This window comes from Pontibacter chitinilyticus (assembly GCF_039748935.1).
Classification (GTDB): Bacteria; Bacteroidota; Bacteroidia; order Cytophagales; family Hymenobacteraceae; genus Pontibacter; species Pontibacter chitinilyticus.
In genome coordinates this window covers 185818-203463 of sequence record NZ_JBDIZJ010000002.1, presented here as the reverse complement: position 1 = coordinate 203463, position 17646 = coordinate 185818, and the positions used below count along the sequence as shown (strand labels likewise).

Genomic DNA, 17646 nt, shown 5'->3' with positions numbered 1-17646 from the left:
TGCGTACTTTGTTTGCCTAACACGATTACGGACAAGAAAAGTCCATCTGAAAGGCTATTTTTATACTTGGTGATCAGGGGTGCACGTAATTGTCTTTCAGCTGTTTTTCCAGCTTACTCACTTTGCGGTCTATCGTAACTAAGTATACCACAAGGCCGGCCATAATGGTGGTGAGCACGGCAACCACCACGTAAATCTTGCCGTCCTGGCGCAGGGTATCGGCCATTTCCACGTTGTCCTGGTTGGTAGCCGAGAACTCGGTTGCTGTCATTTGCTGTGCCTGCACAGGTTGCATGCCGGCGGTGGCGCAAAGTATAAAGCACCACAAAGCGAGTATTTTAAACAGTTTCATATAGGCGTTGTCTGAGTAATTCTAATCTTGCTTTCACGTTCACGATCCACACGCCCAGTAGCGTCCAGCCAATTACGGCCGGGTAAAACACCATGCGGAGGCGGTTGTCAAGATCGTAGGAGTTAAAGCCGGGGTTGCCGCCGTTGCCGGGGTGCAGCGAATCGGTGAGGCGCGGCAAAATGAACAGCAGCGGAATAAGGGCGAAGAATGCGAAGATGTTGTACACGGCACTAATGCGGGCGCGTTGCTGTTGCTCGGCAAAAGAGCTGCGCAGCACCAGATACGCAAAGTAGATCAGCAGGCCAATAGCCGCGCCGTTCTGCTTGGGGTCGTTGCTCCAGAACTCGCCCCAGGTAAACCGGGCCCATTCCATGCCGGTAATAATGCCCAGCACGCCAAACAGAATGCCTACTTTAGCTGCTTCGTAAGCAACTGTATCATTCTTGATAGTAGGGTTGCGGAGGTACTTGACGGAGTATACCACCGATACCATCAGGATAATGATCATCCCAAACCACATTGGCACGTGGAAAAACAGGTTCCGGATGGTTTCGTTGAGAATAGCCAACCGGGGAACTTCCTCCAGCAGACCAGCGACTACGGTAAACATCAGCAGCAAAACGGCCAATACTTTCCACCAGTTATTCTTCATGTTTTATACTTAACACTCAGAGGTTGCGCCTCCGATACTATGGTTAACTTATACTTGTCAAACGCTATACCCTATAACAGTTTCAGCACTGAATTTGTCACCGCAAAGCGCTTTAAATTATTGCGTGCTAATGCGGTTTCTGGTGCGCCATACAATGTATAGCCACTTGGTTTCAGGGTCGTTATATTTCTGCTTATGAACGCCAAAGGTACGGGAATAAGATATAAGAAACAGTGACAACAATCATGTTTATGGCGAGCAAGGTCAGCAGTTCGTCGAGGCTGGCACCCCGTTCAAGGCCATCCAGCGCATTTTTCGACATCCGGATGAGCATCAGCAGCATGGGCACCATCACCGGAAAGCCCAGCACCGCCATCAGCGTGCTGCTGTTAGCAGCTTTGGAGGCAATACCCGAGATCATGGTGAGAGAGGTGGAGAAGCCAATGGCACCCAGTAAAATGGTGAGCAGGAACATGGGCATGTCCTGCACCGGATTACCCAGCACCACCGCATAAAACACAAAACAGATGAGCGCCAGCACCAGCATCAGCAGCGTGTTGTACACGATCTTGGCCAAGATTACGCCCTGCGGGCTCACGATGGTGTAGAAGTAGAGCAGCCGCCCTCGGTTTTCCTGCATAAAGCTTTTGGCAATAGCATTCACAGAGGTAAACAGCAGGATGATCCAGAGCACTGCATTCCAGACCGGCACCAGCCCCTGCCCGCTGATGGAGCGCAACCCAAAGCTGAGGTAACACACAAACACAGTGCTGCCCACGTACAGCAGCATGCCATTAAAAGCATACTTCTGTCGCCACTCCAGCACCAGGTCCTTCCGAATCAAGTATAAAACCTCTTTTAGCAGCACGGCTCCATTGTTTTGCCACAAAGGTACAACACAAACAATTGTAAAGGTAATATTGCAGGTGCTGATTGTTGAATGGCCGTTTGGGCATACCTGCCGTAAGTTTCCGTTGTGCTTACCCTTGCGGCATTTACCTAACAAGTATAAATGCAAAAAGCACGAACCGCTATGGCCCGTGCTTTTTATGGTGCTGATCAAAGCTTACTTTTCGCCCTGATCTTTCTTTTTCTTCTTCTTTTCTTTGTGCTTCACCACTTTGGCATCGCGGTAAAAGATAACTTCCTCGGCGATGTTGGTGATCTGGTCACCTACGCGCTCCAGCTTTTTGATCAGGTTGTAGAGGTGCAGGCAAATCTCTATTTTATCCGGGTTGGCACGCATATACCCGGCAAGCACCTTGTCGGATTTGCGGTAGATCTTGTTCAGGAGTTTGTCCTGCTTCAGAACCAGGCGGGCACCGGCCGAGTCAGCGTTGATGAAAGCTTTGCGGGCTGCTGTAAACATGAGCAGGGCACTTTCATACATCTCCAGCGTGCGGCTTTCTTCCAGCAGTTCCTGCGAAAGCGGCTCCTTTAACTTGGTAACAATGCGGCTGATGCCTTCTGCTGTATCGCCGATGCGCTCCAGGTTGGCGTTTATCTTCAGTGTGGCCAGCACCTGGCGCAGGTCTACGGCCACAGGGGTAAACAGGGCGAAGAAGTTTTCGCACTGGCGGTCTATCTTAATATCGTAGCGGTTTACCTTCTTGCCCAGCTTTACCACCTTGTTGGCGAGCTCATGGTTGTTCTCCAGCATGGCTTGGCGGCCACTGGCAAGTTGGTACTCTACCAGATCCCACATTTCCAGAAGCTTGTCCTTTAGCTTCTGCATTTCTACATCAATATGAGGCATCGTCTCTGATCGTTGGTGAGGATTATACTTGTTAAACGAGAGTTTATACTTGTTGACTAACTAAAGCGGCCGGTAATGTAGTTCTGCGTGCGCTGATCTTTCGGGTTGGTGAACATGCGCTTAGTGTTGTCAAATTCTACCAGCTCGCCCAAAAAAAAGAATGCTGTTTTATCGCTCACGCGCGCTGCCTGCTGCATGTTGTGCGTTACGATAACGAGGGTGAAGTTCTTCTTCAGTTCAAACAGCAGTTCTTCAATGCTGGAGGTGGAAATAGGGTCCAGGGCCGAAGTCGGCTCATCCAGCAGTAGTACTTCGGGCTCCATGGCAATGGCCCGCGCAATGCACAACCGCTGCTGCTGCCCACCCGACAGGAACGTGCCTTTTTTATGCAGGGCGTCCTTTACTTCATTCCACAGGGCTGCCTTTGTCAGCGAGCCTTCCACAATGGCATCTTTGTCGCTCTTAGACAGGCTGATGCCATTGAGTTTGTAACCGGCGATCACGTTATCGTAGATGCTGAGATTAGGGAAAGGGTTCGGCCGCTGGAACACCATACCAATTTTCTGGCGCACCATAATAGAGTGCATCTTATACACGTCCTCGTTGTTGAGCAGGAGCTGGCCTTTGGCCGTAGCGCCGGGTATCAGCTCGTGCATACGGTTGATGCAGCGCAGGAAAGTGGTTTTTCCGCAGCCCGACGGCCCCATAACAGCCACCACTGTATTTCTGGTGATGTCCATGTTGATGTCTTTGACCACATGGTTCTCTCCAAAATAAGCGTTAAAATTCCGGCTACTTATAATTGTACTTTCCATCTTCGGGTTAGGAGCTTGGTTGATATGTTCAGGAGTAATATCCATAATAATAAAATAAGCGATGCCCCCCAGGCAAGGTTATGCCACTCCTCATAAGGGCTGGTGGCATAGTTAAAGATCAGCAAGGGCAGGCTTTGCATGGGCTTGGCAATGTTGGTCGTCAGGTAGGGGTTGCCGAAAGCGGTGAAGAGCAGGGGCGCTGTTTCGCCGGCAATACGGGCTACCGACAGCATCACGCCAGACAGGATGCCGCTGATGCCGGAGGGTAGGATCACCTTCAGCATCACCTTATAATAAGGTAGCCCCAGCGCCAGCCCCGCTTCTTTGAGTGTAGCGGGTATTAGCTTCAGCGTTTCTTCGGTAGAGCGGATCACAATAGGCAGCATCATAATGCTCAAGGCAACGCTGCCCGAAATAGCCGAGAAACTGCCCGACGGTTTCACCACCCAGAAATAGATGACAATGCCAATCACAATAGACGGCACGCCTTGCAGGATGTCTACGGCCAGGCGGCTCCAGTAAGCCAGGCGGCTGTTCTGGTTTTCGCTCAGGTAAACGCCGCACAGTATGCCGATAGGAATAGCCATTAAGGCCGCTACCAGCACAATGAGCAAACTGCCCACCAGCGCGTTGGCAATACCACCGCCTTCTTCACCCACCGGTTTGGGAATTGTGGTAAAAAAGTCCCAATTGATAACCGAGTAGCCTTCTTTAAACACATAGATGATGATGGATAGCAGCGGAACAGTAATGATAAAGGCCAATAACATGATCAGCCCCTGGAAAGCCCTGCTTTTGCTGATTCTAAAATTGATCTTAGTACGCATGCGCTAACGGTTAAAGCCTTTAATTACTCGTTTGCCGATCATGTTGATGACCACCGTTACCAGGAACAGCACCAGCCCAAGTTCGATCAGCGCCGAGAGGTACAGCGTGCGGTCTGCTTCCGTAAATTCGTTGGCAATAACGCTGGCCATGGTGTTGCCCGGGTCAAAGATGCTGGTCGGGATGATGCTGGAGTTGCCGATCACCATGGTAACGGCCATTGTTTCGCCCAGCGCCCTGCCCAGCGACAGCAGCACGCCTGCAAAAAGGCCGGAGCGGGTATATGGCATACTTACGGAGGTGATCACTTCAAAGCGTGTGGCTCCCAAAGCGTAAGCGCCTTCTTTGAGCTGGCTGGGCACCATCTGTATCATCTCCCGGCCAAGCGATGCCGCATACGGAATGATCATGATGGACAGGATAAGCGAAGCTGTAAGAATACCGATGCCATAGGGTGTAGCTCCTACTTCCACCTCCAAACTGCGCACAAGTGGCACCAGCACGATCAACCCCCAGAAGCCATAGATAACAGATGGCACGGCGGCAATGAGCTCCACCACGTTTTTCAGGAAGCCAGACACAGGGCCGCTGGTGCTATATTCTCCTAAGAAAATGGCAATGGCAAACGAGAAAGGTATGGAAATGAGCAGGGCCAGGAACGAGGTCAGCAGTGTGCCGATAATAAACGGGTATGCGCCATAAATGTCGCTTACCGGGTCCCAGGTTTTGCCCCACAAAAAGGCCGCTCCCAACGCTTTGATTGCGGGAACAGACTCCAGCAGCAGCGTTAAAAATATACCGGTTACGATCACCAGCACTACAAGCGCAGTTAAGGCCAGGGTGCGGCTAAATACGGCTTCGTATTTTACCTGTACGTTGGGATTCTTCAGTTTTCTGCTCTGTGGCATCCGCATTTGTTTTATAAGCTTCGGCACAGAAAAACTTTTCTGTGCCGAAGCTTATCATCTTTAAGACCTTGTACTGTATTTACTTCAGAATAGGTTGCCCATCGTAAGTAGCCGACTTGAGGATGTTCTCAGCTACGGCAACCGCAGAGGGCGAAAGCGGTGCATAGTGCAGCGGCTCGCAGTACTGCTGGCCTTTGTGAATGTTCCACCACAGCAGGTTCAGCAGCTCTTTGGCTCTTTCGGCAGAACGGTTGTTATACTTCTGCTCTTTATAAAGTATGGCCCAGGTAAAGCCGCTGATCGGGTAACCATCGGCTGCCTCGGTGTTAGTCAGCGACACTTTGGAATCTGCGGGCAGGTCGATGTTGCTGGCAGCGCTGGTAGAAGCTACGCTCGGCGTAATAAAGCTGCCGCTTTTGTTCTGCACATCGGCAAAGGCCATTTTGTTTTGCACGGCATAGGCCAGTTCAATGTACCCGATCGCGCCAGGTGTTTGCTTGATCAGACCGGCCACGCCTTCGTTGCCCTTGCCGCCTAAGCCGGCTGGCCAGTTGATAGAAGAACCTGCGCCTACTTTAGACTGCCACGCCGGGCTCACCTTCGACAGGTAAGTGGTGAAAATGTTGGTTGTGCCGCTGCCATCGGAGCGGTGGGCCACTACAATAGGCATGGCAGGAAGGGTAACGCCGTTGTTTACAGCAGCTATTTTCGGATCATTCCAGTTCTTGATGTTGCCCAGGAAAATATCAGCGATCACGTCAGGCGTAAGTTTGATGGCATTTTGCACACCCGGCAGGTTGTAGCTCAGTACTACTGCGCCCGCACACATCGGCACGTGCAGCACCGGGGCGCCTGCTTTCTGTACCTGTTCCTCGTTCAGGGGAGCGTCAGAGTCACCGAAATCTACGGTTTTGTTAGTCAGCTGCAGAATACCGCCACCTGAGCCAATTGACTGGTAGTTGACACGCAGACCGGTTTCCTTGTTATACTCTGCAAATTGCTTGGAGAACAGCGGGTAAACGAATGTGCTGCCTGCCCCCAGCAGGGTGTTGTCGTCGTTCGCGGCGTTTTCGCCTACCGCGTTGTTGCCCTCGGTATTGCTGTTGCCGCTGTTACAGGCCGAAAAGCCCAAGGCTGTAAAAAGAATGCCTGCCAGCAGGGCGGCTTTTACTTTTGCAAATTGTCGGTTCATGTTGTGTATGTTAAGTCTTTTTAGAAGCTATTTTCCGAAAACATAATAGAAGGTAAGCCGGTAAGCCAGGTCGTAATCTTTTCTGGCAGCGTCAGTTACATCGCTGCGCTGGCTTTTATACTTGTTGTACCAGATGTTCGGCATAAAATGTACATTCTTGGCAGGCGTATAATCTAAGCCTAGCAGGATCAGTTGTTCCTTGTTGTTTGGCTCATAGTTGCCGCTTAGGCCCTCATCCCGCACATATTGGGTGGCATCGTAGTTCTCGTCGGGGTTATAGTTGTCTATACGGGCAAAGTAGCCCAGCTTATCTTTTATAACAGTGCCTTTGATGAACGTGGAGATGCCCATAGCGTTCGCGCTCAGTGTATCGGCTGCACCCGATTCCCGGATACCGATCACGTCATTTTTTCCATGATTCAGGAAGGCTTCTACCCCAACAGTTACTGCCGGTGTTACATACCCTACAAAGCCCTTAACCATGTTGCTGGAATGATGAAACGAGGAGGTCCAGTTCAGGCGCTGGTAATCGGCGTAGAGGTCAACCACCAACTTCTGATCCATGAATTTGGCAAACACGTCGCCGGAGAACTTTTTATACTTGTCATTCTCGGGGCGGGCCGATGTCCCGTTCCCGATCATTACGTTGTAGCCATAGGCCGTAGCTTCTGTTTTATACCGGCCCTGCAACTCTACGCCCATATCAAACGACGGGGTGCGGCGGATGTCGGTAATGGTTCGTTCGATGGAGCGGTAGCCCCAGATCGGGTCGCTGACAAACGAAAAAGCCGGCGTCGGTACCTGGCCGACGAGCAGGTCGGTGCCACGCCATACGTTCTTCCAGCGCAGGTTAGCCAGCTTGATGTAGAGGCCCAGTTTGTTGTTGCCCAGCAGATCGCCGGTCACAACACCGTTCTGGTTCACTACGTTGTCTTCGGCTGCTAACAGCAGTTCTGCTGCAAACTTCCGGCTTATCTCATAATTATACCCTAAGTAAATCCGGCGGAACTGGAAGGCATTTCTGCCCTTTTCGATGCCGGTATACTGGTTGGCTCCGCCGCGGTTCAGGGCATCTGTGTGCGCCTTATAATAATAGTCTCCAAAAGCCAGGCCCCACAGGTTGCCACTAGGTTTAAAAGCGGTAGTATCAGACGGATTTGGATTGATGATCTGTGCCTGGCTCGTGTAGCCTAGCAAAAGAAGGAGGAGCACAAGAAGCGCCCGTTGCATGTTGCGTTGCACGTATCTTAACTTTAGGTGAGAAATAAGTTGTGAGTCGTGACACTCTTACCAGGATAAAGATGGGGGCCTGTAGTAGTCAGCTATAGGCGTGTGCCCCATGCGGTTTCTGTACTTTCGGCAACAACTGTCAGGTAGCTGCCGGTGTTTTATACTTAACCGCGGTGCAAAGTACGCGTTCCTGTATTACCGCTTAATTACTGCAATGTTAAGTTACTGTTAAGAAACACAACCTATCCTGTCACTTTTGAGTCAGTCCTGCTGCTTTTGAACTCCTTATACATGTTTCTCTGCCTGTCCGATTCCGAAGTAACCTGTGCATAACAGTGCGGTAAAAAGGCGGTAACATTACTTTAATCCTCTCTTAACATTTGCAATACTTATTTAACGGTATCATAATCCGGCGTTAAAGATGCCTTAACAGCACTGATCTACTTTTGCAGTGAGACTAAACAACAGTAGATCAATGAAATACTTACTCACGATTCTCACCATTTTTACGACCACCGTGTATGGCTTTGCCCAGCAGGGCACCCTGAAAGGTAAAGTAACAGATAAGATCTCCGGAGAGGGAATTATTGGCGCGGTAGTATTTGTAAAGGGCACCGCTAAAGGTACCACAACAGATTATAACGGCGACTATACCTTGCCGCTGGAGCCAGGCACCTATACTTTGTCTGTCACCTTTGTTTCTTATAAGCCTTCTGAAAATACCGGTGTAAAGATCAGCAGTGGCCAGCCAACTACATTAAATGTGGCGCTGGAAGAAAATGCCACTGAGCTGAAAGGAGTGGAGATTGTAGGTGCCCGCCCTACGAACACCGAACTGGCGCTGATGCAGGACCTGAAGCAGAGCGAAGTAGTGGTGAGTGGCATGTCGGGCGAGCAGATTGCCAAATCCATGGACCGTGATGCGGCCGAAACGGTAAAACGTATCCCGGGCGTCACTATCATGAACGACCGCTACATTGTGATCCGGGGTATGAGCCAGCGCTACAATACGGTGATGCTGAATGATGCCCTGACGCCCAGCACAGAGCCAGATTCCAAAGCCTTTTCTTTCGACATTCTGCCCACCAGCGTGATCGACCGCATCCTGATCTATAAAAATGGTTCGCCGGAGCTGCCGGGCGAGTTTGGGGGCGGTGTGATCAAGATCTATACTAAAAGTGTAGTGGATGAGAACAGCACCTCTGTGAGCCTCTCCGGCTCCTACCGGGCCGGCACCACGTTCAACAGCAGTTTCCTGGCAACCGGGGGCAGCAAAACAGATTTCCTTGGCTTCGACAATGGCAGCCGCTCGCTGCCGGGCAGCTTTCCCGGCCGCATTACCTCCTCGGCCAACACCGACGACCGTGTAAGCCTTGGCCGCGACCTTAGCAACAGCTGGGCACCCAGGAGCACAACCGCCATGCCGGACCTGCGCTTTTCGCTGGGCCTGAACCGCCGTTTTGATCTGGGCCTGGTGCAACTGAGCAACATCTCTGCGCTCTCCTACAGCAATACCAACACCTACAGCGAGGGCACCAGAGACTCCTATTCCAGCTATCGCCCCGAAACAGGCGCCAACCCCGAGTATAAGTTTCAGGATGATGTGTATACCCAGGGAGCCCGCATCGGCATCATCCACAACTGGACGGCCCGCCTGAACAACAATAACAAGTTGGAGTTCCGGAACCTGTTCAACCAGTTGGGCAGCAGCGAAGTGCTCAAGCGCACCGGCATAGACTATGACAGCCAGGAGGAGATGAAGAACTACGCGCTGCACTACGAAAGCCGCACCATTTACTCCGGCCAGCTGCAGGGCACTCACGACCTGAACGATGGTAACACCACCCTGACCTGGACCAGTGGCTATGCCTATACGAACCGCAATGAGCCGGATTACCGCCGGTTCCGCACTACCCGTAACCTGGGTGCTGACGCGCCTTTTACCCTCACCTACAAAAATACGCCGAGCCTGAACGATGCCGGCCGCTACTATTCTAAACTAAACGAAAATACCTTTACTTTCAACGGGCAGGCAGAGCATCGCTTCAGCACCACAGATACCCTGGCGGAGAATGCGCCGAAGCTCAGAGTAGGCTTTTATGCCGAACGGAAGAACCGCCACTTCAGCGCCCGCTTTTTTTCGTACCGCCCGGCTAACACTGAAATGTTTGACAATAGCCTGCTGACCAGACCTTTTGATGAAGTGTTTGCCCCACAGAACATCAACTCCACCACCGGCTGGGAAATTGTAGAAGACTACAATCCGCAGAACAACTATACCGCCTACAACACCTTACTAGCCGGTTATATAGGCGGCGCTATGCCACTCACGGCTAAGCTGTCTGTGTCGGGTGGGGTGCGGGTGGAGCACAACAACCAGGAACTCCAGTCTACAAACTTAGACGGAACAGAGCTAAACCATACTAATCCAGTGCTGAGCGTATTGCCTTCGGCCAACCTGACTTATGCGTTTAGCAAACGCGCCATGCTGCGTGCCGGGGCAAGTATAAGCGTTAACCGCCCCGAGTTCAGGGAACTGGCACCAGCCCCATACTATGACTTTGTAAACTTGCTGGAAGTAAGTGGTAATCCTGCGCTGCAAACGGCAACAATTTATAACACCGACCTGCGCTACGAGTTTTATCCCAATCCTGCCGAGATTCTGTCGTTGGGCGTGTTCTACAAGTACTTCAACAGCCCGATCGAGACTATTTTCGAAAACACCAGCGGCGCCAACAGCATCACGTTTGAAAACGCGCAGTATGCCACCAGTTATGGCGTAGAGGCCGAAGTAAGAAAGTCACTGCTGGATCTGTCTGAATCTAAGTTCGTGCAGGACTTATCGCTGGTGCTCAACGCTGCTTTAATCGATAGCAAAGTGGAGTTAAGCGACCAGGCTGGTGGCAACCAGGACCAGAGCCGCGTGATGCAAGGACAGTCGCCATACGTGGTGAATGCCGGGCTATACTACCAGAACGATGATCGTAAGCTGCAGGTCAACCTGCTCTACAACGTAGTGGGCAAGCGCATTTTTGCAGTAGGCAGCAACCTGCGCCAAACAGTATACGAACTGCCGAAAAATGTGCTGGACCTCTCGATAACAAAAGGTATGGGCGAGCACTTTGAGCTAAAAGCCGGCATTCAGGATATCCTTAACCAGCAGACGCGCCTATACTACGACCTGGATCGCGACGGCAAGATCACCAGTGTAGACCAGTCCTTCCGCAAGTTCCGCAAAGGGCAGTACACCACGCTGGGCGTGACCTACAAATTCTAATTTGAATTCAACCAACCAATCCAACAAACACATTTATGAAAAAACTATTGAATTTGACTTTGGCGGCACTTATTACGATGGGGTTCGCTGCCTGTAACAATGATGATGACAACAATACGCCCACGCCAACCGGCATGGAGTTCTCCACCAGCCAGTCTAACGGCATGACCGTGGTTTCCGGCTCTACGGAAGAGAATTTTACCATGACGGCAGATAAGAAATACCTGCTGAAGGGCTTTGTGTACGTAAAAGATGGTGCCACACTAACAATTGAGCCCGGTACGGTTATTATGGGCGATAAAGACTCGAAAGGTACGCTGATCATTGAGCGTGGGGCCAAAATCATGGCCAATGGTACTGCTGCCAAGCCTATTGTTTTCACGTCTGCACAGGCTGCTGGCAGCCGCAAGCCAGGCGACTGGGGCGGCGTGATTCTGCTTGGTAAGGCACCTGTAAACCTGGGTGCCGGCGCCAAAATTGAAGGTGGCGTGGACCGCGAGTATGGCGGCACAGATGCAAACGACAACTCCGGTGTGATGAAGTATGTGCGCATCGAGTATCCGGGAATCGCTTTTCAGCCAGACAATGAAATCAACGGCCTGACACTTGGGGGCGTTGGAGCCGGCACTACGCTGGATTATATCCAGGTAGCATACAGCGGCGACGACTCTTACGAATGGTTTGGGGGTACGGTAAACGCAAAGCACCTGATCGCTTACAGCACTGTAGATGATATGTTTGACACAGACAACGGCTACTCCGGTAAGCTGCAGTTCCTGTTAGGTATTGCTAACCCTACTTTAGCGGACGCTTCGGATTCGAATGGATTTGAGTCTGACAACGACTCGAAGGGAACCGACGCTACGCCACAAACCGCTGCTGTTTTCTCGAACGTCAGCCTGTTTGGCCCTATTGCTACGCCTGCTACCACTTACAACGCCAAGTTCGGGCGCGGCATGCACATCCGCCGAAACAGCGCCATTCAGGTGCATAACACTGTAGTTGCGGGCTGGCCAACAGGCCTGCTGCTGGACGGTGCTCCCACACAGGCGAACGCCACTGCAGGCAAACTGAAGATTATGAACACGGTAATTGCCGGCGTGCCAGCCGGTAAGGCGCTGACGGTAGAAAAAGATGGTACTTATGATGTGACCACCTGGTTTAATACTACCGCTAACGGCAACATGCTGACAGATGACAATGCCACACTGGGAATCAGCGGTTCGTTCTTCTCAGCCAATACCCCAGATTTTACGACGGCCGCACAACTGCAGAGTGGTGCCAGCTTCACAGGTATGGATAGCTTCTTTGAGCAGGTAAGCTACATCGGAGCTTTCGGTTCTGAAGACTGGACAAACGGCTGGTCTAATTTCAACCCACAAGATACCGCCTACTAAAGAGGAGTACACTAACTGGTTGCACATGTATGGGTGAGAAACATCGTGGTAATCAGAAGCAGCGCGGCTTAGTCTCCCGTGTTGCGCCGAAACCCGCCGGAACGGCGGGTTTCTTGCTTTATAGCTGGTTTATACTTGCCGGCAAGTATAAACCAGCTGGGGCTAAAAGGTAGGCATATGAAAGTCGTAAGCACAGGAGCGGAGCAGGAAAAAAGCGAGCACTAGTATAACAATTAGCCCGATGCAGCCAATACCGCCACAGCCGCTTTTGCCCTCTTTTTTGTCAGACCCGCCAAACAGCTTATTGAACAGGTACAGGCGGAATAAATTTCTAAACATGCGTTCTCCTTTCGCTTCAGTAAGACCATAAAGCCGCACCTCCATGCAGGGGCAATGCAGCAAAACTATGAATTACGCAGGAAAAGCGGGAATAGTTGAAAGGCACCAGTAGGACAAGCAGCAGGTACTGCTTGCTGGTAATCTTAAACGTGTGTTTAGCTGATAGGCACTTTGCGAAGGATAGCTTCGATAAAATCTTTTGCCGTCACGCCGTCCGCTTCGGCTTCATAGTTGAGAATGATGCGGTGGTTCATCACATCGTGCGCTACTTCTTTGATGTCTTCAGGCAGCACGTAATCGCGTTCGTCAAAGTAAGCCACAGCTTTGGCGGCCCGGTTCAAAGCAATGCTGGCCCGCGGCGACACACCAAACTGGATATATGGGGCAAAATCAGCCAGGTCATACTCCGCTGGACGGCGGGTAGCAAACACCAGCTCAATGATGTAGCGCTCCAGCGTTTCAGAAATCTGCACCTGGTTTATCTCATTGCGGATGTCGAAGATGTCTTGCTTGGAAAGTACTTTGGCCACCGAGTCAGTGAACGACATGTTGGCCATGCGGCGCATGATCTCCAGTTCGTCCGTCTTTTTCGGGTAGTCGATGTATACTTTCATCATAAAGCGGTCTACCTGCGCCTCCGGCAGGGGGTAGGTGCCTTCATGCTCTACGGGGTTTTGCGTGGCCAGCACCAGGAAAGGCAGGTCCAGGTGGTAGGTAGATTCACCTATTGTTACTTGCTTCTCCTGCATGGCCTCCAGCAGTGCCGACTGCACCTTGGCGGGAGAGCGGTTTACTTCGTCGGCGAGTATAAGGTTTGCAAAGATCGGCCCTTTTTTTACCTCAAACTTGCAGGAGTTCTGGTTATAGATCATCGTCCCGATCAGGTCAGAGGGAAGCAGGTCCGGTGTAAACTGGATCCGCTGAAAATCAAGACGCAACGCTTTGGAGAGCGAGTTGATGGTCAGTGTTTTGGCAAGGCCCGGTACGCCTTCCAGCAAAATATGGCCGCCGGTAAACAGACCAATTAGCAGGCGGTTTACCATGTATGACTGGCCCACCACCGCCTTGCTTACCTCATAAAGGACCTGCTTTATCTTTTGCTGGTTGGCCTTTACTTTATTCTGGTATGTCAGTTCGTCTGCTAACATGCTGTATTAGGGCTATAAACGCTTAAAGTTAGCGATTATACGCCATTGTTGCCAGAATATTGCGTAAAGGCGGGCTGATAGGCAAAAAAGAACCGGGTTAGGCACTTAGGCTGTATATAACCTGCTGCTGCTCCAGCGGCTGCTCAGTTTTGGTAGAGGGAGTTTGTTTCAGGTTGTTAATGCGCTCCTGTTGTGCCTGTCGCACCATTTCGATCAGGCTATTGGCACGCTTTTCTTCTACCTCCAGCGGCAGCACCAGCACTTTGTTCGAAGAAAAAATCTGGATTCGGCGGTGGCGCGTCATGAGGAACAACGTGATGAAAAAGCCGCTCAGCAGCGCAAAAGAATCGTTGAAGTACACTGCCAGGGCAGATGCGAAACCTAGTAGCAGGTACGCATTGTTGCCTGTAGCCTGTACCCGCCAGCCTTTGATATCTTCCAGGAAAATAAATTTATCACCGCGGAATGCCCAGGGGGTAAACCGTTGGATGACACGATGGGTAGTGAGCGCCAGTTTTTCATCCACAGTTTGGATGAGGTACTGCTCCCCGGCTAATAGTTTCGTGTTCACCATGGAAAAAGGGGTATTAAGCTTGTTGAGTTTTGGGTAGCGTAGTAATGTCAGTATCACTGCTTTCGGTGTTAGTTTTATGGAAGATTCCAAAAGCCACTAAATGGTTGCATCATTATTCGTGCAAATATATATTATTTACTTTAGATCAGAACAGATAATTGTGCTGATTATACGATCTGTTTGATGCAATAGGTTTTTAATAGTGTAAACACCGATAATGAGTGTTGCAGGGCAGCTATATGGCGGCAAATAAATAAAAAGAGCCTCTCTTTTTATAAGAGGAGAGGCTCTTTTTTGCCGGAACTGGTTAAAAGTTGTGCTATTCTGACAGATAAAAATCTCCTTCAAAGCCGTGTGCACGCTGGTTTTTAAAGCGCGTAATATCGGCCTGCATGTTATCGTAGATCTCCTGAATCTCTTCAGATTCTTCGGTCAGGGGTTTAATGTGCTCGCTAAGCAGCTTGGCCGCCAGGGGGTAAAACTTGGAATCATCCGTATTTTTTACATTCACTTTAAAAGAGCTGACCGCATTTTCAAGTTTCTTCAGCATCGGGTACCTGCCCTTAAACTCCTGAATGGTGTCGCGAAGTTTTTCCCTTATCATCAGGTACAGGTCCTCCTCAAACGTCATCCCAAAGTCATCCTCTTCTTCTTCGTCATCAAAGTTACTGAAGGCGAAGTCGTCGTCATAATCTAAATCGTCTTTCATGGCTGATAATAAGGTTATATGTTGATGGTACGGTGGTTATGGGACTTTGTGTCGGCCGCTTACTGTTAAATCAGAGCCGGGCAACTCTGTTAAACAGTAAGCGGCAACGGCAAAAGGCCATGCAGCTGCATAATTAGTATTTCACATGCTTATTTGCAAACCGTACGCACCTGCTTTTGGGGTGTTTCAGAAGATTTTGTGAAATGCACAAGAACAACTGCTATGGCAGGCCGATTTATAAGGGAGAAGAAGTATAATGCTTAGCGTACCGAAAGGGGTATCGGGGCGCTAAGCATTTCTATCAGGCAAACTTTCGGTCGATGAGGCGGAGTAGTTTCTGCAGGTGTTCCTGTTTTTTGCTCCAGTCATACTTACTGCCCAACTGCTGCTGCACATACTGGTGCGCCTGTTCTGCGTTAGGCATGGTGTCCAGCGTCTGGATAGCCTGGTAATAGGTCATGTTATCTCCCTCAAACAGCTCGTTGATAAAGCTGAAGCGCTGGTTAATAGAAATAGAGTTCTTCAGCGAATCGATCTTGCGGTTGCTGTGTGCATCGGCCAGGGAGGCCGGGGCCGCCGTCTTCCGGAAGTTATCGTTGAGGGTTGGGCGCTGATTGGTGGCCGGGGCCTGGTCTTCGTCCTCCTCGTCTCTGCTGGAAGTATACGCCGGGCGTGTCGGAGCAGGCGCCTCCCGTTGGGCCGTATGGATCGGGGCTACAATATTTTTTTCCTCTACAGGGGCAACTGGAGCAGGTTTGGGAGCTGCTGGCGCTCCTTTGGCAGCTACAAGTTCTTCCTCAGTTATAGGCAGCAGGCTGTTAAACCGCTCCACCAGTTCCGATAGTGTGGTCCGGCGACTCTGGCTGGCGTTAACATACAGCTTAAAACGGCTCAGAATATAATCCCGGTCGCGGTTGGTAGGAGAAAGCGTATCGATAAAGCCGGCAAACAGCGGCTTGTCCAGGTCGATATACCGGAGGTTCTCCTGCAGCTTGGGCAGCGTGATCTCCTCTTGTATGCGCAGAAATTTCGCTTCGAAGGTGGTTACCGGGGCCAGCACCAGCAGAAAAGCATCATAAATGGCTTTTTGCAGAAGCGGCTCAAAGGCATTGCGCTGCATCAGAATCTTGCGTGAAAGCACATTCATAAAGTGCAGCAGCGCCTCTTTTACTTCTTCGTTCTCATAATCGAAGTAAGGGCTGCGCAGGTTAGCTATTTCGTGATGCCACTTCAGGAGCAGCTCTTTTATCACGAAAAGATTAACTTGTTTGATCGGCGTAAAACTGATAAGCTGTGGGCCATTCAGGGTATCATGCGAGGCAAAGTAGCGGTCGCATAGCAGATTTGCCAGCTGTTTGCTGTACCGTTCCAGGTGTAATTGATTATATTTGTCTTCCATTGAGTTTTCCTTCGTCGGTAAAGATATAAAATTATTATGCCAAAGTTGCTAGTGCAAAACCTCGGTGGCCGCCAAATTCCGGTAGAGCCGGGGCAAACGCTGCTAGCGGCTATTCAGGCACAGGGCCTGGACTGGATGCATGCCTGCGGCGGTAAAGGCCGCTGCACTACCTGCCGGATAATTGTGCAACAGGGGCTGGTAAATTTTGGTGCCCTTACTGCTGCCGAAACCCGCTACCGCGAACGGGGCCGCCTAAAGGATAACGAACGGCTGACCTGCCAGTGTACACTAGCCTATGGCGACGCTACCGGAAAAGTGCCGGAGCAGACCAAATTGCCGCACCTGAACTATAGTAGTTAGAAAGTTAAAGTGTTAGAGAGTTAGGAAGTGAGGAGCTGAGAACCAGCCATCGGCCGTTTAACCATCTAACCATTCATCAATTTAGTCATTTATCAACCAACAAATGTTTATAGAACCACGCGTAGGCAACGGTAACAAAGCCCACGCACACCGGCGGGGATGGATAGAAGTGATCTGCGGATCGATGTTTTCGGGCAAGACTGAGGAGCTGATCCGCCGCCTGAACAGGGCCAAGATTGCAAAGCAGAAAGTAGAAATTTTTAAACCTACTATTGATAAGCGCTACCACGACGTAGATGTGGTGTCGCATAACGAGAATTCCATCCGCTCTACACCCATCGACTTTGCCCAGGACATGCTGTTGCTGGGCGGCAGCTGCGATGTGGTAGGCATTGATGAGGCGCAGTTTTTTGATGAGGGCCTGGCCGAAGTATGCGTGAAACTGGCCAACAGCGGCGTACGCGTCATTGCCGCCGGCCTCGACATGGATTACCAGGGCAAACCCTTTGGCCCGATGCCGGCCCTGATGGCGGTGGCCGAGTATGTGACGAAGGTGCATGCCATTTGCGTGCAGTGCGGCGACATTGCCACCTATTCATTCCGGAGTGCTCCCTCTCAAGCGCAGGTGCTGCTCGGCGAAACAGACTCCTATGAAGCCCGCTGCCGCCACTGCTTTCTGGAAGGCCAGCAGCTGAAGAAACAAGTATAACCCG

The 17646-nt window shown here is 50.9% G+C and carries 18 protein-coding genes; 4 read left to right on the top strand and 14 right to left on the bottom strand.

Going from position 1 to position 17646, the window contains the following annotated elements; genetic code table 11:
- Window positions 1-73: 73 nt before the first annotated feature.
- The 9 genes from ABDW72_RS04495 to ABDW72_RS04455 all read right to left on the bottom strand — a co-directional run bounded on the left by ABDW72_RS04495 (window position 74) and on the right by ABDW72_RS04455 (window position 7742).
- A complete protein-coding gene (locus tag ABDW72_RS04495) occupies window positions 74-352 on the bottom strand; it encodes a CcmD family protein (RefSeq protein WP_347157265.1) in 279 nt (92 codons plus the stop codon).
- The gene (ccsA, locus tag ABDW72_RS04490; RefSeq protein ID WP_347157264.1) at window positions 339-1004 is read right to left on the bottom strand and encodes a cytochrome c biogenesis protein CcsA; all 666 of its coding nucleotides are present in this window, start codon (window positions 1002-1004) and stop codon (window positions 339-341) included. Before ccsA ends, ABDW72_RS04495 begins: the two co-directional genes overlap by 14 nt.
- A 193-nt stretch (window positions 1005-1197) precedes the next feature.
- A complete protein-coding gene (locus ABDW72_RS04485) occupies window positions 1198-1845 on the bottom strand; it encodes a heme exporter protein CcmB (protein WP_347157649.1) in 648 nt (215 codons plus the stop codon).
- A 225-nt stretch (window positions 1846-2070) separates the two neighbouring features.
- Window positions 2071-2760, bottom strand: coding sequence for a phosphate signaling complex protein PhoU (phoU, locus tag ABDW72_RS04480; protein ID WP_347157263.1), 690 nt, complete (start codon window positions 2758-2760; stop codon window positions 2071-2073).
- A 56-nt stretch (window positions 2761-2816) separates the two neighbouring features.
- Complete coding sequence (gene pstB, locus ABDW72_RS04475; RefSeq protein WP_347157262.1) at window positions 2817-3575, bottom strand: phosphate ABC transporter ATP-binding protein PstB; 759 nt, start codon at window positions 3573-3575, stop codon at window positions 2817-2819.
- Window positions 3557-4402, bottom strand: a complete 846-nt coding sequence (gene pstA / locus ABDW72_RS04470) for a phosphate ABC transporter permease PstA (protein ID WP_347157261.1) — start codon at window positions 4400-4402, stop codon at window positions 3557-3559. The genes pstB and pstA overlap by 19 nt, the downstream gene beginning before the upstream one ends.
- 3 nt (window positions 4403-4405) lie before the next feature.
- Window positions 4406-5308, bottom strand: coding sequence for a phosphate ABC transporter permease subunit PstC (pstC, locus tag ABDW72_RS04465; RefSeq protein ID WP_347157260.1), 903 nt, complete (start codon window positions 5306-5308; stop codon window positions 4406-4408).
- A 79-nt stretch (window positions 5309-5387) separates the two neighbouring features.
- On the bottom strand, window positions 5388-6500 hold the full coding sequence (gene pstS / locus ABDW72_RS04460) for a phosphate ABC transporter substrate-binding protein PstS (RefSeq protein ID WP_347157259.1): 1113 nt from the start codon (window positions 6498-6500) through the stop codon (window positions 5388-5390).
- Between the two features lie 27 nt (window positions 6501-6527).
- On the bottom strand, window positions 6528-7742 hold the full coding sequence (locus ABDW72_RS04455; RefSeq protein ID WP_347157258.1) for a hypothetical protein: 1215 nt from the start codon (window positions 7740-7742) through the stop codon (window positions 6528-6530).
- A 463-nt stretch (window positions 7743-8205) separates the two neighbouring features.
- Here ABDW72_RS04455 and ABDW72_RS04450 point away from each other — a divergent pair, with 463 nt between their 5' ends.
- Window positions 8206-11007, top strand: a complete 2802-nt coding sequence (locus tag ABDW72_RS04450) for a TonB-dependent receptor (protein ID WP_347157257.1) — start codon at window positions 8206-8208, stop codon at window positions 11005-11007.
- Between the two features lie 35 nt (window positions 11008-11042).
- Window positions 11043-12404, top strand: a complete 1362-nt coding sequence (locus ABDW72_RS04445; RefSeq protein ID WP_347157256.1) for a T9SS C-terminal target domain-containing protein — start codon at window positions 11043-11045, stop codon at window positions 12402-12404.
- 162 nt (window positions 12405-12566) lie between these two features.
- On the opposite strand, the gene ABDW72_RS04440 is transcribed toward ABDW72_RS04445, so the two are convergent.
- The 5 genes from ABDW72_RS04440 to ABDW72_RS04420 form a co-directional block, all read right to left on the bottom strand.
- Window positions 12567-12743 carry a hypothetical protein gene (locus ABDW72_RS04440; RefSeq protein WP_347157255.1) on the bottom strand — a complete coding sequence of 59 codons (177 nt, stop codon included), beginning with the start codon at window positions 12741-12743 and terminating at the stop codon, window positions 12567-12569.
- Between the two features lie 155 nt (window positions 12744-12898).
- Window positions 12899-13891 (bottom strand): AAA family ATPase, encoded by a 993-nt coding sequence (locus ABDW72_RS04435; protein WP_347157254.1) that lies wholly within the window; start codon window positions 13889-13891, stop codon window positions 12899-12901.
- Between the two features lie 97 nt (window positions 13892-13988).
- A complete protein-coding gene (locus ABDW72_RS04430; RefSeq protein ID WP_347157253.1) occupies window positions 13989-14522 on the bottom strand; it encodes a hypothetical protein in 534 nt (177 codons plus the stop codon).
- Window positions 14523-14784: 262 nt separating this feature from the next.
- Window positions 14785-15174 carry a hypothetical protein gene (locus ABDW72_RS04425; protein WP_347157252.1) on the bottom strand — a complete coding sequence of 130 codons (390 nt, stop codon included), beginning with the start codon at window positions 15172-15174 and terminating at the stop codon, window positions 14785-14787.
- A gap of 301 nt (window positions 15175-15475) precedes the next feature.
- Entirely contained in the window at window positions 15476-16573 is a 1098-nt protein-coding gene (locus ABDW72_RS04420; RefSeq protein ID WP_347157251.1) for a hypothetical protein, read from the bottom strand.
- A gap of 36 nt (window positions 16574-16609) precedes the next feature.
- On the opposite strand from ABDW72_RS04420, the gene ABDW72_RS04415 reads away from it, so the two are divergent.
- Both ABDW72_RS04415 and ABDW72_RS04410 read left to right on the top strand, forming a co-directional pair.
- Window positions 16610-16933, top strand: a complete 324-nt coding sequence (locus ABDW72_RS04415) for a 2Fe-2S iron-sulfur cluster-binding protein (RefSeq protein ID WP_347157250.1) — start codon at window positions 16610-16612, stop codon at window positions 16931-16933.
- 103 nt (window positions 16934-17036) lie between these two features.
- Window positions 17037-17642: a thymidine kinase gene (locus ABDW72_RS04410; protein WP_347157249.1), complete on the top strand. Its 606-nt coding sequence runs from the start codon at window positions 17037-17039 to the stop codon at window positions 17640-17642.
- Window positions 17643-17646: the final 4 nt, after the last annotated feature.